The organism is Nocardia sp. CC213A, from assembly GCF_030766805.1.
GTDB lineage: Bacteria > Actinomycetota > Actinomycetes > Mycobacteriales > Mycobacteriaceae > Nocardia > Nocardia otitidiscaviarum.
In genome coordinates this window covers 50855-75768 of record NZ_JASFXA010000020.1, presented here as the reverse complement: position 1 = coordinate 75768, position 24914 = coordinate 50855, and the positions used below count along the sequence as shown (strand labels likewise).

The window sequence follows — 24914 nt, the reverse complement described above, 5'->3', positions numbered from 1 at the left end:
GCCCACCGATTCGATTGGGAACGTCTCATGTTCGGAACCCTCATGCTCATGGTCGTCCCGACCCTGGCCTTCCGCCTGCTGGGCGCACTCGGCGTCCGCCGCTTCAGCACCTGGCGGGTGTCCTTCGCCCACGGCCTGGCCGTACTGCTGATGTTCACCGGCGCGGCGCATTTCGCGCCCGACAGCATCGATGTGATGCCGAGCCACGACGACCTGACCACCATGGTCCCGTCGGCCCTGCCGTTCCCCGGTGCCCTGGTCTACGTAACCGGGGTCCTGGAACTGCTCGGCGCGCTGGGGCTGATCGTGACCCGTACCCGCCGCATCGCGGGCATCGGCCTGGCCGTGCTGCTCGTGCTCATGACCCCCGCGAATATCTACGCGGCGGTGAACGACATCCCGCTCAATGGTGACCCGGCCACACCGCTGTGGTTCCGCCTGCCCGAGCAGATCGTCTACATCGCGGTCGCACTCTGGGCGGCCGGGGTGGCGGTCCCGCTCATTCGGGCGCGGCGTGCGCCCGCTCTATCTCGTTGATATTCCGCTCGGCCCAGTCTCGCAGTGCCGCGATCGGTTCCGCGAGACTGCGGCCGAGTGCGGTGAGTTCGTACCTGACCGACATCATGTCCGTCGCCACGGCCATCCGTACCCGCCGCACCATCCGCCACTACCGCCCGGACCCGGTGTCCGCCGCCGCTCTCGACACCCTGGCCGAACTGGCCGTGGCGGCGCCCTCCAGCTGGAATCTCCAGGACCGCTCGCTGGTCGTCGTCACCGATCCGGAGGTCCGGGCGGATCTGGTCCGGGCCACCGACGGACAGCCGCAGCCGCGGGAGGCCCCCCGTCATGCTGGTCTTCGTCGCCGAACCGCAGGCGTGGCGCGCCGACCGCACCGACGTTTCGACCTGGCCCGCCGCAATGGCGCCTGGACGGAGGAGTTCATCTCCGGATTCGACACGGCGGCAAGCCGATTCCAGCAGTCGCTGGCCGAGCGCGACCTGCTGCGCGATGACGCCGTCAAGGACGCCGTGATCGCCGCCACTTACACCATGCTCGCCGCCACTGAACTCGGTTTGGCCGCCTCGCCCGTGAACGGCTGGGACGAGGATCGGGTCAAGAAGGCTATCGGCATCGAGGATCGCGACGACCTCGCCAGTGCCCTGCTCATGTCGGTGGGCTATCCCGCGGCCCGGCGCGCCCATTCCGGCCGCCGTCCGGTCAGGCGACGGTGTTCCGCGACCGCTATCCGGCGCGCACCGGCGGCCGATGGGGCCGGATCCACGGCCCGGCGCGACGTTTCGGACGCTACAGCGGGGTAGTCACCAGAGCGGTGCAATGGTGCGCCGATGCGATGTCAACGCGACTTGTTAACGCGACTAAGGACGAAAACCATGAGCACACGCGACATCACGACCCTGCTGGCCCAGCTGCGTACCGTCCGCGATCTGACCGACACCGAGATCCAGATCGCCGAAACCCGTGTCGCGCAGGCCCGGACCGACGCGGTGCGCCGCGAGCTGTCCGAGAACGCCGACAATGCCCGCCGCCGGGTGGAGGCCATCGAATCCGCCATTCGCGAACTCGGCGGCGTGCCGCAGCTGGTCGGTCCCTTCCTGGGTCGGCTCGTCGCCGCGATCAAGGCGCTGGTCGAACAGGCGCAGCCGTTCGACGAGGCGCTGCTCGGCGATCTCGCCCTGGAACACCAGCTCCTCGACCGCGCCCGCTACATCAAGGCCCTGGCCACCGCCGCGCGGCGGCCCGATGTGGTGGCGCTGGCGGATCGACTGATCACCGCGCATTCGGCCACCGTGGAGTGGCTGACCACCGTGCTGGCCGAGGACGCGCTGGGCGGTCCGGCGGCCCTGCGCCGCACCCCGCTGCAGGCGGCCACGGGCGCGACGATGCGGCTGGTCAACGTGCCGGTCACGCTGTCGGTGCGCGGCATCGACCGCGCCCTGGACACCTTCCGCACCACCCCGCCCGCACTCGGCGACCTGCTCGAGCGCGGCCAGCACGCCGGTGATATCGCCGTCCGGACCATCTCGGCCTCCCGTGACGCCGCCCTGGAGACGGCCGAGCGGGTCGCCCGCCGGGAGGGTGCCGACAGCGCCGCCGACGCCCTGCACGCCCTGCGCACCAGCACCGGCGTGCTCGACCCCGACGAACTGCCGATCGACGACTACGAGGAGTTGAACGTCAACCAGGCCGTCGCCGCCATCAAGGAGCTGACCGAACCGGCCGACGTCCGCGCCGTGGTGGCCTACGAGGAGGCGCACAAGAATCGGCACGGCGTGGTCTCCGCGGCCCAGACCCGGCTCGCGGCGATCGCGCAGGATGTCACCGGGCGCAACTGAGCTTCCGGTACCGTCCACCGTCTCTCGACCACCGCGTTCACCCGCGCGGTAGGTGTCCCGCGCCACGTCCGCCGTGGCGCGGGCAAATGCGGGTGAGATGGGCTGCGTGCGTCGCCTAGGATTCCACCAGCAAGAATGTTTGGTGGGCATCCGCCCTACTCGTACCAGCCCAGGGGAGAGACGGACATCGTGGCCGACGATATCGACCGTGCCGAGCAGACCGCGGCATTGAGCGAGGAATCGCTCGCCGCCGCCGCGGAAGCAGCCGAGAAGGCGTTTGCCGCGGCCGCCGACCTGGAGGCACTGGCGGCCGCGAAAACCGAGTACATGGGCGGCAAGTCGCCCATCGCACTGGCACAGCGGTCGCTGGGCACCCTGCCCAAGGAGGAGAAGGCCGACGCGGGCAAGCGCGTCAATGTCGCCCGGCAGCGGGTGTCGCAGGCGTTCGAGGCGCGGCAGCGGGAGCTGCTGGCCGAGCGCGATGCCGCGGTGCTGGTCGCCGAGACCATCGACGTGACGCTGCCCGCGTCGCGCGCGGCGGTCGGCGCACGCCACCCCATCACCGTGCTGTCCGAGCGCGTCGCCGATGTGTTCGTCGGCATGGGCTGGGAGGTCGCCGAGGGCCCGGAGGTCGAGACCGAACACTTCAACTTCGACGCCCTGAACTTCCTGCCGGATCATCCGGCGCGCACCATGCAGGACACCTTCCACATCGCGCCGGAGGGTTCGCGGCAGGTGCTGCGCACGCACACCTCACCGGTGCAGGTGCGGTCCATGCTCTCGCGCGAGCTGCCCATCTACGTGGTGTGCCCGGGGCGCACCTTCCGCACCGATGAGCTCGACGCCACCCACACCCCGGTGTTCTCACAGGTCGAGGGTCTGGCCGTGGACAAGGGGCTGACCATGGCGCATCTCAAGGGCACCCTGGACGCCTTCGCGCGGGCGTTGTTCGGCCCGGACACCACCACCCGCATGCGGCCCAGCTTCTTCCCCTTCACCGAGCCGTCCGCCGAGGTGGACGTGTGGTTCCCGGACAAGAAGGGCGGGCCGGGCTGGGTCGAGTGGGGCGGCTGCGGCATGGTGAATCCGAAGGTGCTCACCGCCTCCGGCATCGATCCCGACGTGTACTCCGGTTTCGCCTTCGGCATGGGCCTGGAGCGGACCCTGCAGTTCCGCAACGGCCTGCCCGATATGCGCGACATCGTCGAGGGCGACGTGCGGTTCACGCTGCCGTTCGGCATCCAGTCCTGATCCCCGACCCAACGAGGAAAGCGAAAAAGTGCGAGTAGCGCAGTCGTGGCTGACGGAAATCCTGCGGCGGACCACCCCCGAGTGGTCGGTGACGCCGGAGGAACTCGATGCCGGTTTCGTCCGGGTCGGGCTGGAGGTCGAAGAGGTCGATCGGCTGCGGCCGGTCGGCGGCGAGATCGACAAGCCCCTGGTCGTGGGCCGGGTCGCGGAGATCACCGAACTGACCGAGTTCAAGAAGCCGATCCGTTTCTGCAAGGTCGATATCGGCAATCCGGAGTTGCAGGAGATCATCTGCGGCGCTCGGAATTTCGCCGTCGGCGACCTGGTCGTGGTGGTGCTGCCGGGTGGCGTGCTGCCCGGCGGCTTCCAGATCACGTCGCGGAAGACCTACGGGCACACCAGCAATGGCATGATCTGCTCGGTCGCCGAACTGGGCATCGGCAAGGACCACAGCGGCATCCTGGTGCTCGAACCGGGCACCGCCGAACCGGGCACCGACGCCAATGAGCTGCTCGGCCTGGACGACACCGTCATCGAACTGGCCATCACCCCCGACCGCGGCTACGCCTTCTCGGCGCGCGGCCTGGCGCGTGAACTGGCCTGCGGCTTCGACCTGGAATACGCCGATCCCGCCGTACGCCTGCTGCCCGACGCGGAGGAACAGGCCTGGTCGGTGAAGATCGAACCGGACTCGCTGTGCACCCGGTTCACGGTGCGCCGCGTCACCGGGGTGGACCCGAAGGCGGTGAGCCCGTGGTGGTTGCAGCGGCGACTGCTGCTCTCGGGCGTGCGGCCCATCTCCCCGGCGGTCGACGTCACCAACTACGTCATGCTGGAACTCGGCCAGCCGCTGCACGCCTTCGACGCCGCCAAGGTCACCGGCGGTTTCGTGGTGCGCCGCGCCAACAAGGGCGAGACGCTGCGCACCCTGGACGAGGCCGAACGCGTCCTCGACGCCGAAGACGTGGTGATCACCGACGATTCGGGCGTCATCTCGCTCGCGGGCGTCATGGGCGGGGCCAGCACCGAGGTCGGTGACGCCACCACCGACGTGATCCTGGAGGCGGCGACCTGGAACCCGGTCGCCATCGCCCGCACCGCGCGGCGTCACAAGCTGGGCTCGGAGGCGAGCCGCCGTTTCGAGCGCGTGGTGGACCCGGAGCTGAACCTCGCCGCGCTGGACCGCGCCGCCACCCTGTTGGCCGAGATCGCCGGTGGCACGGTGGAATCCGTGCTCACCGACGTGCGGGTGCCCACCCCGGCCCCCGCACCCATCGCCATGGATCTGGATCTGGCCGACCGCACCGCGGGCGTCACCTACGAGCCCGGCACCTCCGCGCGCCGCCTCCAGCAGGTGGGCTGCGCCGTGGACGTCGATGTCAGCGAGTCCGGCCACGGTCAGCTGGTGGTCACCCCGCCGAGCTGGCGGCCGGATCTGGTGCGGCCCGCCGATCTGGTGGAGGAGGTGCTGCGCCTCGAGGGTCTGGACAAGATCCCGTCGGTGCTGCCCACCGCCCCCGCCGGGCGCGGCCTCACCGCCGACCAGCGCCGCCGCCGCGCCGTGAGCAAGGCGCTGGCCTTCTCCGGGGCCGTGGAGGTGCCGCCGCCGGTCTTCATGTCCGCCACCGTCTTCGACACCTGGGGGCTGGACGCCGACGATCCGCGCCGGAAGACGCTGAAGGTGCTCAACCCGCTGGACGCGGAGCGCCCCGACCTGGCGTCCACCCTGCTGCCCGGACTGCTGGAGGTGGCGGGTCGCAATATCTCGCGCGGCGCACGGGATATCGCCATCTACGGCATCGCCCAGGTGGTGCTGCCCGGTAGCGAGACCGGAGCCGTCGATCCGCTGCCCGTGGACCGCCGCCCCACCGAGGACGAGATCGGCACCCTGCTGCGCTCGCTGCCCGATCAGCCGGTGCACATCGCCGCCGTGCTCACCGGTAAGCGCGAGCCGCGCGGCCCGTGGGGGCAGGGCCGCCAGGTCGAGGCCGCCGACGCCTTCGCGCTGGTCGACGCCATCGCCGACGCCGCCGGTGTGGTGATCGAGCGCCGCACCGCCGCATACCTGCCCTGGCATCCGGGCCGCTGCGCGGAACTGGTGGTGGACGGCACCGTGGTCGGCCATGCGGGCGAACTGCACCCCGCGGTGCTGGAGCGCTCGGGTCTGCCCCCGCGCACCTGCGCCCTGGAACTCGACCTGGACGCCCTGCCGCTGCGCGAGAACCGGCCCGCCCCCGTGGTTTCCGCCTTCCCGGCGGTCCTGCAGGACGTGTCGGTCAGCGTCGAGAAATCGACCCCGGCCGCCGCCGTGGAATCCGCGCTGCGCACCGGTGCGGGCGACCTGCTCGAGGACATCGCCCTGTTCGACGTCTACGAGGGCGCGCAGGCGGGCGAGGGCCGCAAATCCCTCACCTACGCGCTGCGCTTCCGCGCCCCCGACCGCACCCTCACCGAGGACGAGGCCAGCGCCGCCCGCGACGCCGCCGTCACCGCGGCGGCGGATGCGGTGGGAGCGGTGCTGCGAAGCTGACACATCGGCAGACGACGGCCCGGAATCCGCGTGGATCCGGGCCGTCGTCATCGCGGTGACCTGCGATGTTCTGCGCGTTTCGCTGTCGTGTCGTCCGGCGATCGCGTATCATGAACGGCGTCACCCCGTGTGATGGCTGTGAGGGCCAGGTGCCGCTGCTACGGCACCCGACCCGTGTGGGTTACCTAACCCGACGTATCAGTCGGATCAGGCACACAACCCCGGCGACGAGGGCAGCGCCCAAAGCTATGGATGCCCAGTCGACCGGGGTTTCCTGTGTGCGGGAATGCTTCCCCATGACCCACCACCTCCTTTCTGGCGGGGCGACGCGGATCAGGCAGGTCGCCACCCCCTCGAAAAGAGGTGGCCACACTGTAACTGTGGGTCGAGCGGCCCTGAGACCGTTTGCGGGTACGAACGTTCCAGCCTCCGCGTGTCGGCCGACACCGCCGTACCGGTGTCGGCGGACGCTCCGGCGGGCAGCGGAACCGTGGCTCCGACCTCCTGGTAGGAAGAGACCATGCAGCATCCCGCCCGGCCCGTGCTCAATCTGCTCACGTTCCTGCCGCAGCAGCGGCGGATCGAGTTGACGCCCGCGGTGTACGGGACCGATTACGAGGAACTGCGGTTGCGGACCGGGGACGGCGAGACCATCGACGCGTGGTGGGTGCCAGCGCGGGGAGAACCGGTGGCGCACATACTGTTCGCGCACGGGAACGCGGGGAATATCGGGGACCGGTCGCCGATTCTGGCGCTGCTGTCGCGGGCCGGATTCGATGTGCTGATCTTCGACTATCGCGGATACGGGCGCAGTACCGGCAGGCCGAGCGAACAGGGCACCTATCTGGACGCTCGGGCCGCCCGGACGGCATTGCTGGAGCGGCTCGGGGTGGACCCGAATCGGATTGTCTACCTGGGGAAGTCGCTGGGCGGCGCGGTGCTGCTGGAACTGGCGACCGCCTATCCGCCCGCCGCGCTGGTGCTCATCTCCACCTTCACCGGACTGCGGGACGCGGCCGCGGCGGTCTACCCGATCCTGCCGAAGCTCTTCGTGCCCGACGCCTACCCGAGTCTGCGCCGCATCCGCAACCTGCGTGCGCCGGTGCTGATCATGCACGGCGACAACGACGAACTGCTGCCACTGCGCATGGGGGAGCAGTTGTACGCGGCCGCGCCGGAACCCAAGCGGCTCGTGGTGTTTCCGGGCGCGGGCCACAACGAGGTGGTGGCGCAACCGGAGTGGGCCGCGACCCTCTCGGCCTGGGTCGCGGCCAGTCTCGGCATCACGCGCTGACGATCGCCACCGCGTCGATCTCCACCAGCATCTCCGCGCGCGGTAGCCCGGTGAACACCGTGGTGCGCGCGGGCAGCACATCGCCGGTGGTGTGCGCGGTGACGAAGGCCCCGTAGGCGTCGTTCATGATCGCGAAATCCTCGCGCTTGGTGAGGTAGACGCGCAGCATCACCACATCGTCGAAGCTCGCGCCACCGGCCTCCACGATGGCCTTCACGTTGTCGAGGGTGCGGGTGGTCTGGGCGGCGACATCGCCGGGGTACAGGTACTCGTTGGTGACCGGATCCACCGGCCCCTGCCCGGACACCTGCACGAACGGCCCCTTGCGCACCCCCTGCGAGAACGTGTGCGCGGGTGCGGGCGCGGCGGTGGTGCGGATGGCGATCTTCTCACTCATGGGTGAACCTTTCGATATCGGGAGGGTGTCCGGTGCCGACGGCCCGTCACAGGTCGCGGAGGCCACCGGGTGTCACGGGTGGCGGAGGCCACCGGATGTCACGGGCGTGGGCTCCAGCCGAGTTCGGCGGAGACGGCGTCGGCGGCGGCGCGCACCCGGGGGAGCTGGGCGAGCACCTGATCGTGATCGAGCAGCATGTCCGGCACCGACATGGACAGCGCCGCCACCACCGCCCCGGTACCGTCGCGGACCGGGACGCCGATGCAGTTGACGAAGCTCTCGTGCTCCTCGTGGTCCTCCGCATAGCCCTGTGCGGCAACGAGTTCCAGCTCGGTCAGGTAGGCGTCCGGATCTGCGATGGTGCGATCGGTGAACCGCGTGTACTCGATGCCCTCGGCAATGGCGCGCCACCGCGTGCGCGGCTGCGCGGCGACGAGTATCTTGCCGACCGCCGTGCAGTGCAGCGGTGCGGGTCGGCCCACCCGCGAGTACATCCGAACACTCTGTGTCGCATCGAGTTTGTCGATGTAGACCGCCTCACCGGACTCGTAGACCGCGAGGTGGATGGTCTGCCCCGTGGCGGCATTGAGATCGGTGAGATGCGCTCGCGCGACCGTGCGGATATCGCGGCTCTCCAGCGCGTGATTGGCCAGCTCGAACAGCCGTGATCCCAGCCGGTAGCGGTGTTCGGCGTCGTGGGTGACGAAACGCTCGCCCTCCATGGTCTGCAACAGCCGCAGCACCGTCGATTTGTGCACACCCAGCCGAGTGGCCAACTCGTCCAGGGATTTCGAGTCCGCACCCAGTTCGGTGAGGATGGTCAGCGCGCGCTGCAGACTCTGGCTCATGAGGCCACATTCTCGGTCACGACGGTGTCGGGGTAACGCAGTCGGGCCCATTCGGCGGCGTCCAGGGCGGCCAGCGACGCCAATCGGGCCGGTGGCGGAAGTTCGGCGCCGTCGCCCACGGCCGTGAGTGCCGCCGCGGCGCACAGATGTCCGAAGCGCAGCAGGTGCTCGTGCGGTCTGCCCTGGAGCAGCGCGCCCAGATAGCCGCCCGCGAAAGCGTCTCCGGCGCCGATGCGTTCGGTCACGCGCAGGGCGAGGGCGGGCACCTCGAGACGGCGCTCGCCGAGGAAGCCGATCACCGCGTGAGCGTCGTTCTTGACCACCAGGTGCCGCGGCTGCGGGAACAGTGCGCGCAGCCGATCCGGATCGCCGGTGCCGAAGACCGCCGCGGCCTCGTCGGAGCCGAGGAACACCACATCGGCGCCGCGCACATGCCGGGCCAGCACCTCGGCGGCGTCCACGGTGCGCCGATGCCACAGCGCCGGACGGTAATTCAGATCGAAGCTGAGCAGCCGGTCGCCGCGCGGCCGGGTGAGCAGGGAGTCGGTGAGCGCCGTCGCGGAATCCGAGAGCGCGGTGGTGATGCCGGTGAAGTGGACGACCTCGCAGCCGTCGAGCAGGGCGGCGGCCGCGTCGGGATCGGCGGGGGACAGCGCGCTGGCGGCGGATCCGGTGCGGTAGTACAGCATTCGGCTGGCACCGGCCGCCAGATCGCCGGGTGTGTCCGAGCCGCCGCCGCGCTCCTTCACGTAGACGGCGGTGGGCCGCTCGGTATCGACGGCCACGGCGGAGACGTCCACGCCGCGCTCGCCCAGATGCCGCACCAGGTACCGGCCGAAGCCGTCGTCGCCGACGCGGGAGATCCAGGCCGTCGGCACCCCGAGTTGGGTCAGCACGGCCGCCACATTGGCCTCGGCGCCGCCCGCCCCGCGCTCGAAGACGGGGGAGTCCTCGAGTGGTCCCGGCTGGGCCACCAGCACGGCCAGTCCCTCGCCCACGGTCACCGCCCGCGGCCGGTTCGGCATAGGCCAGATCACACGAACTCCCTTCGAACCCTTGCGGCTTTCGGCCATCCCGTGCAGACTAACCACCACTTACGCATTACGCAACAAGCGTTGCAGAATATGCAATGCATAGCGGCTATCTCGCCGCCCGCCGCGAACCGTGAATACCGAAGGGAGTTCCGTGGCCATCGACTCCGACGCCGTCGCCGCGCTGGACGAGCGCAGGCTGGGTCCGGAACACAAGTCCCTCCCGCCCACCGCGTGGGGGCTGACCGTGCGCGAATACCTGGACACCGCACCGCATCTCGACGACCTCGCCACCCCGGTGCTGACCGTGGACGCCGCGGCCATGGAATCGAACCTCGCCGTCATGGCCGATTGGACCCGCGCCGCCGGGGTACGACTGGCCCCGCACGGCAAGACCACCATGGCCCCGCGCCTGTGGGAGCGGCAGCTCACCGCCGGAGCCTGGGGCATCACCCTGGCCACCGGCTGGCAGGCGCAGGTGGCCCGCGCCTTCGGCGTGGACCGCATCCTGCTGGCCAACGCCCTGGTCGATCCGGTCGCGCTGCACTGGGTGGCGGCGGAGCTGGCGACCCATCCGGATGTCGAATTCCTGTGCTGGGCCGACAGTATCGCCACCGTCGAACTCATGGACCGCGTCCTGGAGTCCGCGCCGCACACCGATCGGCTCACCGTCCTGGTCGAACTGGGCGGACCGCACGGGCGCACCGGGGCGCGTTCGGTGCGGGGCGGACTCGAGATCGCCGCGGCGATCAGCGCGTCGAAGCGGCTGCGCCTCGGCGGCGTCGGCGGGTACGAGGGCGCACTCGCCCACGACCGGACCGACGGCGCGCTGGCAGCGGTGCACCGCTACCTCGACGATCTGGCCCGACTGCACGGTGAGATCGCCGCGGCCGGACTGTATCCCGGCGCGGCGGTGATCACCGCGGGCGGCAGCGCCTACCCGGAACTGGTGGTCGACCACCTCGCCGGACTCGCGGACGAGGACGGCGCGCGCGGCGTCGCGACCACGGTGGTGTTGCGCTCGGGCGCGTACCTGATCCACGACGACGGCTTCTACGCCGGAATCTCCCCGCTCGGCGCGGGCCACGCCGAGCGTCCGCTGCGCTCGGCCATGCACGGGTGGGCGCGCACCGTCTCCCGGCCGGAACCGGAGTTGGCGCTGCTCGATGCCGGCAAGCGCGATCTCCCGTTCGATGAGGGGCTGCCGGTCCCGCAGCGTAACGCGGGACCGGCAGCGGGCGCACTGCCCGGCCGGGCACTGGTGTCGGCGCTCAACGACCAGCACGCCTTCCTGCGGCTGCCCGGCGGCGGCCCGGAGGACGTGCCGGTCGGCAGCGTGGTGCGGTTGGGACTGTCGCATCCCTGCACCGCCTTCGACAAATGGCGACTCATCCCCGTGATCGACGATGCCGATGCCGACCGGCCCCGCGTGGTCGATCTGCTGCACACCTTCTTCTGAGAGGCGGCGACCGTGCATGAGTTGCTGATCAGCGATATCGACATCATCGACGGAACGGGTGCGCCGCGCTTTCGCGGCGACGTCCTGGTCGACGGCGGCCGCATCACCGCGCTCGCCGAGCCCGGCACCGTCGCCGGAGCCGACCGTGTGGTGCAGGGTGAATCCCTGGTGCTGGCACCGGGTTTCATCGACATGCATGCCCACTCGGATCTGCATCTGCTCACCGATCCGGGGCATTTCCCCAAGCTCAGCCAGGGGGTGACCACCGAGGTCATCGGCCAGGACGGGCTGTCCTACGCGCCCGTCGACGGCCGCACCCTCGACATCGTGCGCCGCCAGATCGCCGGGTGGAACGGTGATCCGGATCTCGACTTCGACTGGCGCACGGTGGGGGAGTATCTGGACCGGCTGGACCGGGGCATCACTCCCAATGCCGCCTACCTGGTGCCGCAGGGCACGCTGCGGCTGCTCGTCGTCGGCCCGGACCAGCGGGCCGCCACGGCGACCGAGATCGACCGCATGCGCGAACTGCTCGCGCGGAGCCTGGCCGAGGGTGCGGTCGGCATGTCCAGCGGCCTCACCTACCCGCCCGGAATGTACGCCGACACCGACGAATTGGCCGCCCTGTGCGAGGTGGTCGCGGACGCGGGCGGCTTCTACGCCCCGCACACCCGCTCCTACGGCAGGGGTGCGCTCGACGCCTACGCGGAGATGATCGGGCTGGCCCGGCGCACCGGCTGTGCGGTGCACCTCACCCACGCCACCATGAACTTCGGCGAGAACCGCGGGCGCGCACCGGAACTGCTCGCCATGATCGACGCGGCGCTGGCCGACGGTTGTGATATCAGCCTCGACACCTATCCGTATCTGCCCGGCTCCACCACGCTGTCGGCGCTGCTGCCGAGCTGGGTCATGTCGGGCGGGCCGGATGCGGCGCTGGCGCGCATCGCCGATCCGGTGCAGCGGGTGCGGATCGCCGCCGATGTCACCGTGCACGGCTCCGACGGCTGCCACGGCGTGACCGTCGACTGGGACACCATTCAGCTCAGCGGCGTGCGCGATCCCGCGCTCGGGCAGTACGTCGGCCGCACCGTCAGCGAGATCGCGGCCGACCGCGACCTGCCGCCGGTGGCGGTGTTCTTCGACCTGCTGACCCGAGACCAGTTGGGCACCACCATTCTTCAGCACGTCGGCCACGAGGAGAATGTGCGCGCCATCATGCGTCACGCCCGCCACATGGGCGGCAGCGACGGCTTGCTCGTCGGGGACCGGCCGCACCCCCGGGCGTGGGGCACCTTTCCGCGCTACCTCGGGCAGTACGTGCGCGAACTCGGGCACCTGGGACTGGAGGACTGCGTCAACCACCTCACCGGTCGGCCCGCCGAGCGGTTGCGACTGCGCGACCGCGGGCTCATCCGGGAGGGCTACGCCGCCGATCTGGTGATCTTCGATCCGGCGACCATCACCGACACCGCCACCTTCGAACAGCCGAAACAGCAGGCGCGCGGCATTTCCCACGTGCTCGTCAACGGCGTGTTCGCCCTCGACGACGGCGCACCCACCGGCGCGCTGGCCGGTCGCGCGCTGCGCATGGATTCCGAGCGGAAGGAGACCCGGTGACCACCGCCCTGGAGGTGATCCGCACCGACCGCGCGCTGACGGTGGTGCGGGCACCCGAGATCCCCGACCCGCTCGCGCTCGCGGAGGCCCTGGCCGGGGCCGGGATCCGAGCATTGGAACTCACCTTCACCACCCCCGACGTGCTGGACTGCCTGCGCAAGGCCGCCGCCTCGACGAGCGCGGTGGTGGGCGCGGGCACGGTGCTCACCTCCGAACAGGCCGAAGCCGCCATCGACAGCGGTGCGCACTTCCTGGTCACTCCCGGACTGCGCCCCGCCGTCGCCGATGTGGCGCTGCGGCGCGGTATCCCGGTCGTCATGGGCGCTTTCACGCCCAGCGAGGTCATGGCCGCGCTCGACCTGGGCGCGGCGGCGGTGAAGATCTTCCCCGCCCGCGCTCTCGGGCCGGGCTATCTCCGTGATCTGCGCGGTCCCTTCCCGGCGGTGGATCTCATTCCCTCCGGTGGCGTCAACGCGGCCAATGCCGCCGATTTCCTCGCGCACGGCGCGGTGGCCGTCACGGCCGGAACCGATGTCGTCGCACCCTCCGATGTCGCCGCGGGCCGCTGGTCCGCCATCGCCTCGCGCGCGGCCTCGTTCGTTCGATCCCTTGAAGTGAGGTAACCCATGGGCGCCACCGTCGACTGGCTGCGCACCACCACCCCCGGGCTGCTGGTGCTGTGCGGGCTCGCCATCGCCGTGCTGCTGCTCGCGATCATCCGGTTCAAACTCGAGCCGTTCATCGCCCTGCTGCTCACCGGCCTCGGCCTGGCCCTGGCCGCCGGACTGCCGGTCTCCACCATTGTCGGAACACCGTTGAAAGCCGGGGAATCCCTGCTGGAGACGGGATTCGGCGGCATTCTCGGGCATATCGCGGTCATCATCGGCCTCGGCACCGTGCTCGGCGCGATCCTGGAACGCTCCGGCGGCGCGGACGTGCTCACCGAGAAACTGCTGAAACTCTTCGGCGACCGGGGCGCTCCCATCGCCATGGGCCTGCTCGGCCTCATCTTCGGCATCCCCGTGTTCTTCGATGTGGGCATCTTCGTCCTCGCACCGCTGGTGTACGTGGCCGCCACACGCGGGGCTCGGTCGCTGGTGCTGTACGCCATGCCCATGCTGGCGGGCCTGTCCATGACGCACGCCTTCCTGCCGCCGCATCCGGGGCCGGTCGCCCTGGGCGGCCTGCTCGGGGTCAGCCTGGGCTGGCTCATTCTGATCGGATTCGTCTGCGGCATCCCGGGATTCATCGCGGCGGGCATCGTGTGGGGCGGCTGGATCGGCAAGCGCGTGCAGGTCGAGGTGCCCGCGGACTTCCTGGTGCGGCCGCGCCAGTCGGCCGCCGGGGAGGGGCCTGGTACCGCGACCGATCCGAAAACCGGTGTGCTGGAACAGAAAGCGCCCTCCGTCGCGCTCATCGGGGCCATTATCGCCGTACCGCTGCTGCTCATTCTGGGCGCGACCTTCGGCAGCCAGATTCTCGACGACGGCTCGCGTGCGCTGGCCGTGCTGACCTTCCTGGGCACGCCCGCCGTCGCACTGCTGGTCGCGGTGCTCATCGCCTTCTACGTGCTCGGCATCAGGCGTGGGTCCAGCGTGCAGGAACTGGGTGTGCTCACCGGAGAATCGCTGCGGCCCATCGGCATGCTGCTGCTGGTCGTCGGCGCGGGCGCGTTCTTCGGAAAGGTCATCTCCGCCACCGGAATCGGCGCGGCGCTGGCCGACACCATGTCCGCGGCCGGGCTGCCCGTCATCGTGCTGGCCTACCTGATCAGCTGCGGGCTGCGCATCGCGCAGGGATCGGCGACGGTGGCCATCGTCACCACCGGCGGCATCGTCGCCCCGCTGCTGGCCGACCAGGGATACTCGCAGTTGGCGCTGGCGCTCATCGCCATGGCCATCGCGGCGGGTTCCATCATCCTCAGCCACGTCAACGACGGCGGGTTCTGGATCATCGCCAAGTACTTCAACCTGACCGTCAAGCAGACGCTGCAGACCTGGACGGTGCTCGAGACGGTGCTGTCGGTGGTGAGTTTCGCGGTCGCGGGCCTGCTGTTCGCGCTCCTCGCCTGAGGCGTTCGACGGTGGTCGATGGCGGCGGGAATCAGAGCCCGCCGCTATTACTTCGCACCGAATGTCCGATTCGGTGCGTAACCTGGCTCTATGACTGATGCCGGTGAACTCGCGAGAGCCCTCTCGGGCCTGTCCGATGCCGACCTGGCCGCCGCTGTGGCAGCCGCCACCGATGGTCGCGCCGCCCTGGGAGCACTGCACGAGGTGGCGGCCTCACTGGCCGCGACCACCGGTCATGTGCCGGTCGCGGTGGGTGTGAGTACGGACACCCAGATTGGCGCGAACTATCCACAGCCCGACGCGCCGGGTGCGTTCGGGCAGGTCGGGGCCGCTCCTGTGACCGCCGGCATACCGGAGCCGACGCCGGGTATCGAAGCGGTCGGGGGCTATTCGCCCGGCGGAGTCCCTACTTTCGAGTCAGTTCGCGATAAGGTCGAGCAGCGCTACGGCACCGCGCGGGGGATGGGCGAATTGGATCGGCAGACACCTGTGGGCCGCAGCGTCGCCGAACAGTGGGATGCGCGGGAGAAGGCCGCGCGGGAACGCCTCGAGCAGATCCGGAAATCGGTCCACGAACAGGACTCCGATCAGCCGTAGTCTGCGCGGGCGGTCCCGGATCAGCAGATGGGTGGAAGCCGATGACCGAGCCGCGTGAGATCGCAGAACGACTCCTGGACGCCCAGGTCGAATACCTTGTCGGAGAAGTGAGCGGCGACCGGTTCGCCGAGGTGGTCGCCCGCGATGTGGAAGCCGTACTCGGTGTCGCCGACACCATGGTCTTCCGCGAGGTCGTCGGCATCGACGAGGCCAAGCAAACCGTCGCCACCGTGATCAATCTGATCGGCGGCAGCCCCGTGCTGCGGGATGTGGTGAGCGTCTTCGCCGACTCCATCTACGACAATATCGCCGAGAACAACGAGTACACCCTCGGCGACGTGGTGGACCGCGAGCCCGTCGAACAGTTGCTGGAGAAGATCTTCGGCATGCACCAGGCGCAGGAGCGGATTCTGGAGCGGCTCACCGAGAGTCCGCTCATCGCCACGGTGGCCTCGAAGTTCGTGGACAAGCTGATCAACGACTTCATGGAGTCCAACCGGCAGATGGCGGGCAAGATCCCGGGTGTGGGATCGCTGGTGTCGCTGGGCACCTCGGCCGCCAAGCAGGCGCGCAAGGCCGCCGAGAAGGCCGCCGGCGACGGCACCTTCCTCGGCGAAATGGCCGGTAAGGGAGCGCAATTCGCGCTGAAGCGCACCAACAACGCGATTCGCGAGATGCTGCGTGACGCGCCCGTGCACGACGCCGCCATGGAATTCTGGGATCTGCACGCCGGGGAGCCGGTGAGCGGTCTGCGCGAATACCTCTCGCAGCAGGAACTGCGCGAACTGGCCGTGATCATCTACCAGATCGCGCTCACCACCCGCGAGAAGGAGTACTTCGGGCTGCTCGTCGACGAATGCGTGGACGTGTTCTTCACCAAGTACGGCGATCACACCCTCGCCGCCATGCTGCCCGAACTCGGACTCTCGGGCGAGGACATCGCCGGGGAGATCCTGCGCTACGGTCCGGCGGTCATCGAGCAGGCCAAGCGAAACGGTGTGCTGTCCAAGCTGATTCGCGAGCGGCTGGAGCCGTTCTTCCTGTCCGAGCGGGTGCTGGGCATCCTCGCCGACGCCTGACCGGAGTGCATCGGCTCACAGTCGCGGCCGCGCTATGAGGCCGCGCACGGACCGGAGCGCCCCCGGCGCACCGGTCCGCCCCTCGGGCACAGTGGAAACAGAGCCCGAGGAGGAAACATGGAACTGCCGATCACCGGCCGGAGCCTGTGCGTACTGTCGACGGAGCCACTGCTCGCCCTCGGCGTGGGCGAATACGAACTGCACATCGGCGGCGAACTCGCCGTGGAAACAGCCAACGGCATCGAACACTTCGTCGTGGGCGACCCGTCCCGCGACAACGGTGACCTGGTGGTCCTGCTCGACGGTGTGATCACCACGGCCACCGTCCCCGACTCCGGCGGCCTCCACCTCACCCTGGACACCGGCCGCACGGTGGTGATCGAGCCGGACCGGTACTTCGAGGCGTGGTCGCTCACGGGCCCGAACTACCTGGCCGTCTCCATGCCGGGCGGCGAACTCGCGGTCTGGTCCACCTGAACGACATTCGCACCGCTGGGTATGGAATCGGAGGCGTGGCAGGCGTCGCGACGTGACGAATCGACGTCCCCGAGACGCCGAGCGGTTTCCGCGCAGACCTCGGCGCTACTCCACGGGGTGCGGGCACAGCGGGGTCGGCTCGACCTGGAACGGTGCGCGGGGCGGATACCGCCCGCGCTTCGGCGGCCCGACCGACCTCATGCCGCGCGACTGAGCACCGCGATGGGGAACCGGCGCGGGCTCAGGGCCTGGTAGGTGGCGAAGTTGGGGTAGCCGGCCACCAAAGTGCGCCAGTGTCGGTCGTACTCCGCCTGATCTTCGACCAGCCGCACCGCGACCGGCCAGGTCTCCGGTCCGACCTGTACCCGTGCCGTGCCCGCGGCCATGAGGTTCTTCCACCAGTTCGGCTCGCCCGGATTGCCGCCGTTGGAACCGCAGACCAGCAGGTCGTCGCCGTCGCGGATGAGCATGAGCATGACCGGGCGGGGTTCGCCGGACTTGCGGCCGGACACGGTCAGGCGGAAGACCGGTTTGCCCTCGAGGGTGGTGAAGCGGGAGCCGCCGAAACGGGTGTAGAGCCTGCCGTGCAGTCGCGCGTAGAACCGCGTCACCGGCCCGAGGCGGGTGCTCGCGAAGTGGTTGAACCGTCCGGACAGCCGGAGCGGGACGTCGGATTGCTTGTCTGCCATACCTGTTCCTCGTGCCGGTGGCGTTGACGAACCCACCCTACCGACTGCTTGGTAGTTCATCGGCGTCGGTCGCCTCGGCGGCGCCGCGCACCGCGGGCGGGCGGTGCTCGGGCCGACCGGGGCGTCGTCGCGGCAATCCCCTTGTCCGCCGTCTGTGATCTTGGGATGGTGGGAGGCGTGTTCACTGTGCCGCGCTACGGACAGGCATCGCTGTCCGATCTGTTCCCTTCACTCCTGGCCGGGTTGGGGATTCCGGGGGAGACCGACCGGCTCGGACTGGGATTGGACGCGCGGCGTGTGTGCGTCCTGCTGATCGACGGGTTGGGCTCCGAGCAGTTGGCCGAGCACGCCGATGTCGCGCCATTCCTGGCCAGCGCCGACCCCCGGAGCCTGACCGCCGGCTTCCCGACCACGACCACCACCAGCCTGACATCCCTGGGTGTCGGCGTGCCGCCGGGGGAGCACGGTCTGGTGGGGTACCTGCTGCGGGTGCCCGGACACGATCGGTTGATGACGCCGCTCAAGTGGGGCCTGTTCGGGGCCGGGCCGAAGGTCGATCTGCTGAAGGAACTGTCCCCCGAGGAATTCCAGCCCCGGGCGACGGTGTTCGAGCGGGCCGCGGCAGCCGGGGTCGCGGTCACCCAGGTCGGGCCGATATTCCAGGCCGGATCGGGATTGACCCGGGCGGCCTTCCGGGGCAGCGACTTCCGCTTCGACGTCTCCATGGGTGATCTGGTGGACGGCGCGCTCACCGCGCTGCGACAGGGCGACCGCTCCCTGGTCTACGCCTACCACGCCGACCTGGACACCACCGGCCACGTGCGCGGCCCGGGCTCACCGGCGTGGAGATTCGAGCTGACCAATGTCGATCGCGCCGCGCAGGCCATCGCCGAACGACTGCCCGCGGACGCCGCGCTGCTGGTCACCGCCGACCACGGCATGGTGGAGGTGGACGAGCGTATCGACTTCGACACCGATCCGGCCCTGGCCGACGGCGTCGGCGATCTGGGCGGCGAACCCCGCGCCCGCCACGTCTACACCCTGGACGGTGCGGCCCCGGATGTCGCCGCCGCCTGGTCCGAACTCCTCGGCGACCGGTTCGACGTGGTGCTGCGCGCGGATGCCATCCAGCGCGGGTGGTTCGGTCCGGCCATCACTCCGGAGAGCTACGACCGCATCGGCGATCTGGTCGTGGTGGCCCGCCAGCGCGCGGGAATCGTGCGATCGGCCGTCGAACCGCTGCAATCCGGCATGGTCGGCCATCACGGCTCGCTGACCTCCGCCGAAATGCATGTTCCGCTGCTGGTGTTCCGGCCCTGAACCGACCTCACGGGTCGGATCGGACACCCACGCGTGAATGAGCTTGCACGTTCGTGCATAATCATCACATGGTGGATACCTCGGGTGGGCCCACGGTACGGGTCGCGGTAGCCGGTGCGAGCGGATATGCGGGCGGGGAAGTGCTGCGCCTGCTGCTCGGGCATCCAGCCTACCGAGCCGGGCGCCTCGAGATCGGGGCGCTGACCGCGGGGTCGAACGCCGGTACGGCGCTGGGTGAACTGCAGCCGCATCTGCTGCCGCTGGCCGATCGGGTGCTCGCACCCACCACCGCCGACGAACTGGCGGGCCACGACGTCGTCTTCCTGGGACTGCCGCACGGCCAGTCGGCGGCGCTCGCGCAGCAGCTGCCGGAGTCGACCGTCGTCATCGACTGCGGGGCGGACTTCCGGCTCACCGACGCGGCGGCGTGGGAGAAGTACTACGGCAGCCCGCACGCGGGCAGCTGGCCCTACGGGCTGCCGGAACTGCCGGGCGGCCGTGCTGCCCTGAGCGGGGCGCGGCGCATCGCCGTCCCGGGCTGCTACCCGACCGTGGCGAGTCTGGCGCTGGCCCCGGCCGTGGCCGCCGGAATCATCGAACCGAGCGTGCACGTGGTCGCGGTGACCGGCACCTCGGGGGCGGGGCGCAAACTCGATGTGGGGCTGCTCGGATCCGAGGTGATGGGCTCAGCGCGGGCCTACAACATCGCGGGCGCGCACCGGCACACCCCGGAGATCGCGCAGAACCTGAAGGCCGCCGGGGGCGTCGACGTCACCGTCTCCTTCACCCCCATCCTCGCGCCCATGGCGCGCGGCATCCTGGCCACCTGCACCGCGCCGGTGCGGGTGGACGCCGCCGAGGCCCGCGCCGTGTACGAGAAAGCCTATGCCGACGAGCCTTTCGTGCACCTGCTGCCGGAAGGCCGCCTGCCGCAGACCGGTTCGGTGCTCGGCTCCAACGCCGTCACCCTCCAGGTCCAGGTGGACGCCGACGCCGGGGTGCTGGTGGTGGTCGGCGCGATCGACAACTTGACCAAGGGCACCGCGGGCGCCGCGGTGCAATCCATGAATCTGGCCGTCGGATTCGACGAGACCGCAGGACTTTCCACCGTAGGAGTGGCACCGTGACGACATTCGAGAACGGCAAGCTGGTTCGGACCCAGGGCGTCACCGCGCCGCTGGGCTTCCGCGCCGCCGGTATCGCCGCGGGCATCAAGGCCAGCGGCAAGCCGGATCTGGCACTCGTCTTCAGCGAAGGTCCCGAATACGCGGCGGCGGGCGTGTTCACCCGCAACAAGGTGAAGGCCGCGCCGGTGCTGTGGTCGCAGCAGGTGCTCACCGGTGGTCGGCTGCGCGCGGTCATCCTGAATTCCGGTGGCGCGAACGCGTGTACGGGTCCGGGCGGATTCCAGGACACCCACGCCACCGCCGAGGAACTCGCGAAAGCCTTGAGCAACTGGGGCACCGAGACCGGTGCGGGTGAGATCGCGGTCTGCTCCACGGGTCTCATCGGCGACCGGCTGCCCATGGACAAGCTGATTCCGGCCGTCACCGAGATCGTGCACGAGATGGGCGGCGGGCTCTCCGGCGGCGCGGAAGCCGCGCGGGCCATCATGACCACCGACACCGTGCCCAAGGAGGCCGCCTTCCACCACCGGGACAAGTGGAATGTGGGCGGCATGGCCAAGGGTGCGGGCATGCTCGCGCCGTCGCTGGCCACCATGCTGGTGGTGCTGACCACCGACGCCGTGGCCACCCCGGCCCAGTTGGACGAGGCGCTGCGCAAGGCCACCGGCCGCACCTTCGACCGCCTCGACGTGGACGGCTCCTGCTCCACCAACGACACCGTGCTGCTGCTCGCCAACGGTGCGAGCGAGGTCGCGCCGACGCAGGCGGAACTCGACGCCGCCGTGCTCGCGATCTGCGACGATCTCGCCGGCCAGCTCATGGCGGATGCCGAGGGCGTCACCAAGCGGGTGCTGGTCACCGTCACCGGGGCGGTGGATGAGGAGCAGGCGCTCACCGGTGCCCGCGCCATCGCCCGCGACAGCCTGGTCAAGACGGCGTTCTTCGGCTCGGATCCGAACTGGGGCCGGGTGCTGGCCGCGGTCGGCATCGCGCCGATCGACCTCGACCCCAACCTGATCTCGGTGTCCTTCAACGGTGCTCCGGTGTGCGTCAACGGCACCGGCGCTCCCGGCGCGCGCGAGGTGGACCTGTCCGGGGCGGACATCCACGTGGTCGTGGATCTCGGCCTGGGCGCGGGCGAGGCCACCATTCGCACCACGGACCTCTCGCACGGATACGTCGAAGAGAATTCGGCCTACAGCTCATGAACCCACTGCACGAACAACTCTCGGCGCTGGACAAGGCGCACGTCCTCGCCGACGCGCTGCCCTGGTTGCAGAAGTTCCACGACAAGATCGTGGTCGTCAAATACGGCGGCAACGCCATGGTCGACGACGAACTCAAACGCGCCTTCGCCGCTGATATGGCGTTCCTGCGCACCGTCGGCGTACATCCGGTGGTGGTGCACGGCGGCGGCCCGCAGATCAGCGCCATGCTGACCAAACTCGGACTGCAGGGCGAGTTCCGGGGCGGTTTCCGGGTCACCACACCCGAGGTGATGGATGTCGTGCGCATGGTGCTCTTCGGTCAGGTGGGCCGGGAACTGGTGGGGCTCATCAATGCCCACGGCCCGTACGCCGTCGGCATCTCCGGTGAGGACGCCCACCTGTTCACCGCCACCCGCCGCACCGTCGACGTGGATGGCATCGCCACCGATATCGGCCTGGTCGGCGACGTCACCTCCGTCAATCCCGATGCGGTGCTGGATCTCATCGGTGCGGGCCGAATTCCGGTGGTGTCCACGATCGCGCCCGATGCCGACGGCGTGGTGCACAACATCAATGCCGACACCGCCGCGGCGGCGCTCGCGCAGGGTATCGGCGCGGAGAAACTCGTGGTGCTCACCGATGTCGAAGGGCTGTACACCGACTGGCCCGACCGGTCGTCGTTGACCAGCCGGATCGATACCGCCGAACTCGAGAAGTTGCTGCCGCGCCTCGACGCGGGCATGGTGCCCAAGATGGAAGCCTGCCTGCGCGCCGTGCTCGGCGGGGTGCCGACCGCGCACGTGATCGACGGTCGGGTGCCGCATTCGGTGCTGCTGGAACTATTCACGGGGGAGGGCATCGGCACGATGGTCACCCCGGCTCAGGAGTATGTATGACCAACACGGCCGACCTGCAGCAGCGGTGGTCCACCCTGCTGATGAACAACTACGGCACCCCGAAGGTCGCGCTGGTGCGCGGCGCGGGCGCGGTGGTGTACGACGCCGACGGCAAGCGCTACGTGGACTTCCTCGGCGGTATCGCCGTCAACAGCCTGGGGCACGCGCATCCGGCGATTCTGGAGGCGGTCACCCAACAGTTGGGCACCCTCGGTCACACCTCGAATCTGTATGCGAGCGAACCGGTCCTGGAACTCGCCGAGCGATTGTTGGCACACTTCGGTGACGGGCACGGTCGGGCGTTCTTCTGCAATTCCGGCACCGAGGCCAACGAGGCGGCGTTCAAGATCTCGCGGTTGACCGGTCGGACGAAGATCGTCGCCTGCGAGGAGGCGTTCCACGGACGCACCATGGGCGCGCTGGCGTTGACGGGTCAACCGTCGAAGCGGGCTCCGTTCGAGCCGATGCCGCCCGGTGTGGTGCACGTACCCTACGGCGACGCCGAGGCACTGGCGGCGGCGGTGGACGATCGGACCGCGGCGGTGTTCATCGAGCCCATCATGGGCGAGAGCGGTGTCGTGGTGCCCCCGGCCGACTATCTCGCGCGGGCCCGCGCCATCACCAAACAGCATGGGGCGCTGCTGATCCTGGACGAGGTGCAGACCGGGATCGGGCGCACCGGCCACTTCTACGCGCATCAGGCCGCGGGCATCGTGCCCGATGTGATCACCCTGGCCAAGGGGCTCGGCGGCGGACTGCCGATCGGCGCGGTGCTGGCGCAGGGCGCGGCGGCGGAACTGCTCACGCCCGGCCTGCACGGCACCACCTTCGGCGGCAACCCGGTATGCGCCGCGGCGGCGCTGGCGGTGCTGCGCACCATCGACGAGCAGGATCTGCTCACCCATGTGGAGACGCTCGGCAAGACACTGATCGACGGCATCGACGCCCTCGACCACCCGCTGGTGGACCATGTGCGCGGGGCGGGGCTGCTCATCGGCATCCAACTCACCGACGCGGTGGCGGCGCAGGTCGACGAGGCCGCCCGCGACGCCGGATATCTCATCAATCCCGCCAAACCGAACGTGATTCGGCTCGCGCCGCCGCTGGTGCTCACCGAAACCCAGGCCGATAATTTCCTGTCCGACCTGCCCGGCATTCTCGACGCCGCGCAGGCCAAGGCGAAGGGGACCCCACAGTGACCATCCGGCATTTCCTGCGCGACGACGACGTCACGCCCGCCGAACAGGCCGAAATCCTCGCTCTCGCCGCGGAACTGAAGCAGCACCCGCAGGGCCGCAAGCCGCTGGCCGGGCCGCGCGGGGTGGCGGTGATGTTCGAGAAGAACTCCACCCGCACCCGGTTCTCCTTCGAGATGGGTATCGCACAGCTGGGCGGGCACGCCGTCGTGGTGGACGGCCGCGACACCCAGCTGGGCCGTGAGGAAACCCTCGCCGACACCGGGCGGGTGCTCTCCCGCTACGTGGAAACCATCGTCTGGCGCACCTTCGAACAGGCCCGCCTGGACGAGATGGCCGCGGCCGCGACGGTTCCCGTCGTGAACGCGCTGTCCAACGAGTTCCACCCGTGCCAGGTGCTGGCGGACCTCCAGACGCTGAAGGAGCGCAAGGGCGACCTGTCCGGGCGCAACCTCACCTACCTCGGCGACGGCGCGAACAATATGGCGCACTCGCTGCTGCTCGGCGGCGTCACGGCCGGACTGAACGTCACCATCGCCGCCCCCGAGGGTTTCGAGCCGCTGCCGTGGATCGTCGAATCGGCGCGGGCGCGCGCCGCCGAGACCGGAGCCAAGATCGCCCTCACCAACGACCCCCTCGCCGCGGCCGAGGGCGCGGACGCCCTGGTCACCGACACCTGGATGTCCATGGGCCAGGAGAACGACGGCCGCGACCGCGTCGCCCCGTTCCGGCCCTTCCAGGTCAACGCCGACCTGCTCTCCCGTGCCGCACCGGATGTCACCGTCCTGCACTGCCTTCCGGCGCATCGCGGTGAGGAGATCACCGACGAGGTGATCGACGGTCCGCACAGCGCGGTCTGGGACGAGGCCGAGAACCGCTTGCACGCCCAGAAGGCGCTGCTGGTGTGGCTGCTGGAGAAATTCGAGGGCGGTGCGCGGTGAGCGGTGAGCGACGTTCGGCCGCACCCACCCGTTCGGGTGCGGCCATCGCGCGAACACGAGCGGGACGCCAGGCCCGCATCATCGCCATCCTGACCCAGCACGAGGTGCGCAGCCAGACCGAACTGGCCACCCTGCTCGCGGCCGAAGGCATCGAGACGACCCAGGCCACGCTGTCCCGTGACCTCGACGAACTCGGTGCGGTGAAACTGCGTGCCGCAGACGGCGGGGCGGGGGTGTACGTCGTTCCCGAGGACGGCAGTCCCGTGCGCGGGGTGACCGGCGGAACCGAGCGATTGTCCAAGCTCCTCGGCGACCTGCTGGTCTCCACCGACGCCAGCGGCAATATCGCCGTGCTGCGGACACCGCCGGGTGCGGCGCATTTTCTCGCCAGTGCGCTGGATCGGGCCGCACTGCCGGAGATCGTGGGAACGATCGCGGGTGATGACACCATCGCCGTCATCGCCCGGGAGCCGATGAGCGGGGCCGAATTGGCCGCCAAGATCGAGCAATTGGCCTGAAACCGGCGCT

At 69.9% G+C, this 24914-nt stretch carries 25 protein-coding genes; 20 read left to right on the top strand and 5 right to left on the bottom strand.

Annotated features, from left to right (window positions below):
• Positions 1 to 27 precede the first annotated feature (27 nt).
• Entirely contained in the window at positions 28 to 537 is a 510-nt protein-coding gene (locus QJS31_RS29630; protein ID WP_282785847.1) for a DoxX family protein, read from the top strand.
• Here QJS31_RS29630 and QJS31_RS29625 read toward each other — a convergent pair.
• Positions 500 to 622 carry a helix-turn-helix domain-containing protein gene (locus QJS31_RS29625; protein WP_282785852.1) on the bottom strand — a complete coding sequence of 41 codons (123 nt, stop codon included), beginning with the start codon at positions 620 to 622 and terminating at the stop codon, positions 500 to 502. The two genes, QJS31_RS29630 and QJS31_RS29625, sit on opposite strands and share 38 nt — an antisense overlap.
• On the opposite strand from QJS31_RS29625, the gene QJS31_RS29620 reads away from it, so the two are divergent.
• The 5 genes from QJS31_RS29620 to QJS31_RS29600 all read left to right on the top strand — a co-directional run bounded on the left by QJS31_RS29620 (position 600) and on the right by QJS31_RS29600 (position 7429).
• Positions 600 to 1319 carry a nitroreductase family protein gene (locus QJS31_RS29620; RefSeq protein WP_306358252.1) on the top strand — a complete coding sequence of 240 codons (720 nt, stop codon included), beginning with the start codon at positions 600 to 602 and terminating at the stop codon, positions 1317 to 1319. The two genes, QJS31_RS29625 and QJS31_RS29620, sit on opposite strands and share 23 nt — an antisense overlap.
• A 72-nt stretch (positions 1320 to 1391) precedes the next feature.
• Positions 1392 to 2354 (top strand): hypothetical protein, encoded by a 963-nt coding sequence (locus tag QJS31_RS29615; RefSeq protein WP_029928939.1) that lies wholly within the window; start codon positions 1392 to 1394, stop codon positions 2352 to 2354.
• Positions 2355 to 2543: 189 nt separating this feature from the next.
• Positions 2544 to 3605, top strand: coding sequence for a phenylalanine--tRNA ligase subunit alpha (gene pheS / locus QJS31_RS29610; RefSeq protein WP_282786062.1), 1062 nt, complete (start codon positions 2544 to 2546; stop codon positions 3603 to 3605).
• 28 nt (positions 3606 to 3633) lie between these two features.
• The gene (gene pheT / locus QJS31_RS29605) at positions 3634 to 6135 is read left to right on the top strand and encodes a phenylalanine--tRNA ligase subunit beta (RefSeq protein WP_306358251.1); all 2502 of its coding nucleotides are present in this window, start codon (positions 3634 to 3636) and stop codon (positions 6133 to 6135) included.
• A gap of 520 nt (positions 6136 to 6655) precedes the next feature.
• Positions 6656 to 7429: an alpha/beta hydrolase gene (locus QJS31_RS29600; RefSeq protein ID WP_282786243.1), complete on the top strand. Its 774-nt coding sequence runs from the start codon at positions 6656 to 6658 to the stop codon at positions 7427 to 7429.
• Here QJS31_RS29600 and QJS31_RS29595 read toward each other — a convergent pair.
• The 3 genes from QJS31_RS29595 to QJS31_RS29585 form a co-directional block, all read right to left on the bottom strand.
• Positions 7419 to 7826: a RidA family protein gene (locus QJS31_RS29595; RefSeq protein WP_029928933.1), complete on the bottom strand. Its 408-nt coding sequence runs from the start codon at positions 7824 to 7826 to the stop codon at positions 7419 to 7421. The genes QJS31_RS29600 and QJS31_RS29595 overlap by 11 nt on opposite strands.
• 98 nt (positions 7827 to 7924) lie before the next feature.
• Positions 7925 to 8674, bottom strand: coding sequence for an IclR family transcriptional regulator (locus tag QJS31_RS29590; protein ID WP_282786242.1), 750 nt, complete (start codon positions 8672 to 8674; stop codon positions 7925 to 7927).
• Positions 8671 to 9711: a sugar kinase gene (locus QJS31_RS29585; RefSeq protein WP_306358250.1), complete on the bottom strand. Its 1041-nt coding sequence runs from the start codon at positions 9709 to 9711 to the stop codon at positions 8671 to 8673. The genes QJS31_RS29590 and QJS31_RS29585 overlap by 4 nt, the downstream gene beginning before the upstream one ends.
• A gap of 148 nt (positions 9712 to 9859) precedes the next feature.
• Here QJS31_RS29585 and QJS31_RS29580 point away from each other — a divergent pair, with 148 nt between their 5' ends.
• From QJS31_RS29580 to QJS31_RS29550, 7 genes are all read left to right on the top strand, one after another.
• Positions 9860 to 11164: an amino acid deaminase gene (locus QJS31_RS29580; protein WP_306358249.1), complete on the top strand. Its 1305-nt coding sequence runs from the start codon at positions 9860 to 9862 to the stop codon at positions 11162 to 11164.
• Positions 11165 to 11176: 12 nt separating this feature from the next.
• The gene (locus tag QJS31_RS29575; RefSeq protein WP_282776541.1) at positions 11177 to 12784 is read left to right on the top strand and encodes an amidohydrolase family protein; all 1608 of its coding nucleotides are present in this window, start codon (positions 11177 to 11179) and stop codon (positions 12782 to 12784) included.
• Positions 12781 to 13407 (top strand): bifunctional 4-hydroxy-2-oxoglutarate aldolase/2-dehydro-3-deoxy-phosphogluconate aldolase, encoded by a 627-nt coding sequence (locus QJS31_RS29570; RefSeq protein WP_282776543.1) that lies wholly within the window; start codon positions 12781 to 12783, stop codon positions 13405 to 13407. The genes QJS31_RS29575 and QJS31_RS29570 overlap by 4 nt, the downstream gene beginning before the upstream one ends.
• A gap of 3 nt (positions 13408 to 13410) precedes the next feature.
• Positions 13411 to 14856: a GntP family permease gene (locus QJS31_RS29565; RefSeq protein WP_282776545.1), complete on the top strand. Its 1446-nt coding sequence runs from the start codon at positions 13411 to 13413 to the stop codon at positions 14854 to 14856.
• Positions 14857 to 14946: 90 nt separating this feature from the next.
• Positions 14947 to 15453 (top strand): PspA/IM30 family protein, encoded by a 507-nt coding sequence (locus QJS31_RS29560; RefSeq protein ID WP_282776547.1) that lies wholly within the window; start codon positions 14947 to 14949, stop codon positions 15451 to 15453.
• A 41-nt stretch (positions 15454 to 15494) separates the two neighbouring features.
• Complete coding sequence (locus QJS31_RS29555; RefSeq protein ID WP_282776549.1) at positions 15495 to 16532, top strand: hypothetical protein; 1038 nt, start codon at positions 15495 to 15497, stop codon at positions 16530 to 16532.
• A gap of 117 nt (positions 16533 to 16649) precedes the next feature.
• Entirely contained in the window at positions 16650 to 17009 is a 360-nt protein-coding gene (locus QJS31_RS29550) for a DUF6188 family protein (RefSeq protein ID WP_282776550.1), read from the top strand.
• Positions 17010 to 17206: 197 nt separating this feature from the next.
• On the opposite strand, the gene QJS31_RS29545 is transcribed toward QJS31_RS29550, so the two are convergent.
• Entirely contained in the window at positions 17207 to 17698 is a 492-nt protein-coding gene (locus QJS31_RS29545; protein ID WP_306358248.1) for a nitroreductase/quinone reductase family protein, read from the bottom strand.
• A 177-nt stretch (positions 17699 to 17875) separates the two neighbouring features.
• On the opposite strand from QJS31_RS29545, the gene QJS31_RS29540 reads away from it, so the two are divergent.
• From QJS31_RS29540 to QJS31_RS29510, 7 genes are all read left to right on the top strand, one after another.
• Positions 17876 to 19018: an alkaline phosphatase family protein gene (locus QJS31_RS29540; protein WP_282776553.1), complete on the top strand. Its 1143-nt coding sequence runs from the start codon at positions 17876 to 17878 to the stop codon at positions 19016 to 19018.
• Positions 19019 to 19086: 68 nt separating this feature from the next.
• Entirely contained in the window at positions 19087 to 20145 is a 1059-nt protein-coding gene (argC, locus tag QJS31_RS29535) for an N-acetyl-gamma-glutamyl-phosphate reductase (protein WP_029928911.1), read from the top strand.
• A complete protein-coding gene (gene argJ / locus QJS31_RS29530; protein ID WP_282776556.1) occupies positions 20142 to 21353 on the top strand; it encodes a bifunctional glutamate N-acetyltransferase/amino-acid acetyltransferase ArgJ in 1212 nt (403 codons plus the stop codon). Before argC ends, argJ begins: the two co-directional genes overlap by 4 nt.
• Positions 21350 to 22249 carry an acetylglutamate kinase gene (gene argB / locus QJS31_RS29525; protein WP_029928907.1) on the top strand — a complete coding sequence of 300 codons (900 nt, stop codon included), beginning with the start codon at positions 21350 to 21352 and terminating at the stop codon, positions 22247 to 22249. The genes argJ and argB overlap by 4 nt, the downstream gene beginning before the upstream one ends.
• Positions 22246 to 23448 carry an acetylornithine transaminase gene (locus QJS31_RS29520; RefSeq protein ID WP_282776559.1) on the top strand — a complete coding sequence of 401 codons (1203 nt, stop codon included), beginning with the start codon at positions 22246 to 22248 and terminating at the stop codon, positions 23446 to 23448. Before argB ends, QJS31_RS29520 begins: the two co-directional genes overlap by 4 nt.
• A complete protein-coding gene (gene argF / locus QJS31_RS29515; RefSeq protein ID WP_282776561.1) occupies positions 23445 to 24386 on the top strand; it encodes an ornithine carbamoyltransferase in 942 nt (313 codons plus the stop codon). The genes QJS31_RS29520 and argF overlap by 4 nt, the downstream gene beginning before the upstream one ends.
• On the top strand, positions 24365 to 24904 hold the full coding sequence (locus QJS31_RS29510) for an arginine repressor (RefSeq protein ID WP_372341650.1): 540 nt from the start codon (positions 24365 to 24367) through the stop codon (positions 24902 to 24904). Before argF ends, QJS31_RS29510 begins: the two co-directional genes overlap by 22 nt.
• Positions 24905 to 24914: the final 10 nt, after the last annotated feature.

Excerpts from the sequence above, each read along its gene's own strand:
- QJS31_RS29630 (WP_282785847.1), top strand. The coding sequence starts at position 28 with ATGTTCGGAACCCTCATGCTCATGGTCGTCCCGACCCTGGCCTTCCGC.
- QJS31_RS29625 (WP_282785852.1), bottom strand. The coding sequence starts at position 622 with ATGTCGGTCAGGTACGAACTCACCGCACTCGGCCGCAGTCTCGCGGAA.
- QJS31_RS29615 (WP_029928939.1), top strand. The coding sequence starts at position 1,392 with ATGAGCACACGCGACATCACGACCCTGCTGGCCCAGCTGCGTACCGTC.
- QJS31_RS29600 (WP_282786243.1), top strand. The coding sequence starts at position 6,656 with ATGCAGCATCCCGCCCGGCCCGTGCTCAATCTGCTCACGTTCCTGCCG.
- QJS31_RS29595 (WP_029928933.1), bottom strand. The coding sequence starts at position 7,826 with ATGAGTGAGAAGATCGCCATCCGCACCACCGCCGCGCCCGCACCCGCG.
- QJS31_RS29590 (WP_282786242.1), bottom strand. The coding sequence starts at position 8,674 with ATGAGCCAGAGTCTGCAGCGCGCGCTGACCATCCTCACCGAACTGGGT.
- QJS31_RS29565 (WP_282776545.1), top strand. The coding sequence starts at position 13,411 with ATGGGCGCCACCGTCGACTGGCTGCGCACCACCACCCCCGGGCTGCTG.
- QJS31_RS29560 (WP_282776547.1), top strand. The coding sequence starts at position 14,947 with ATGACTGATGCCGGTGAACTCGCGAGAGCCCTCTCGGGCCTGTCCGAT.
- QJS31_RS29555 (WP_282776549.1), top strand. The coding sequence starts at position 15,495 with ATGACCGAGCCGCGTGAGATCGCAGAACGACTCCTGGACGCCCAGGTC.
- QJS31_RS29550 (WP_282776550.1), top strand. The coding sequence starts at position 16,650 with ATGGAACTGCCGATCACCGGCCGGAGCCTGTGCGTACTGTCGACGGAG.
- QJS31_RS29545 (WP_306358248.1), bottom strand. The coding sequence starts at position 17,698 with ATGGCAGACAAGCAATCCGACGTCCCGCTCCGGCTGTCCGGACGGTTC.
- argC (WP_029928911.1), top strand. The coding sequence starts at position 19,087 with ATGGTGGATACCTCGGGTGGGCCCACGGTACGGGTCGCGGTAGCCGGT.
- argB (WP_029928907.1), top strand. The coding sequence starts at position 21,350 with ATGAACCCACTGCACGAACAACTCTCGGCGCTGGACAAGGCGCACGTC.
- QJS31_RS29520 (WP_282776559.1), top strand. The coding sequence starts at position 22,246 with ATGACCAACACGGCCGACCTGCAGCAGCGGTGGTCCACCCTGCTGATG.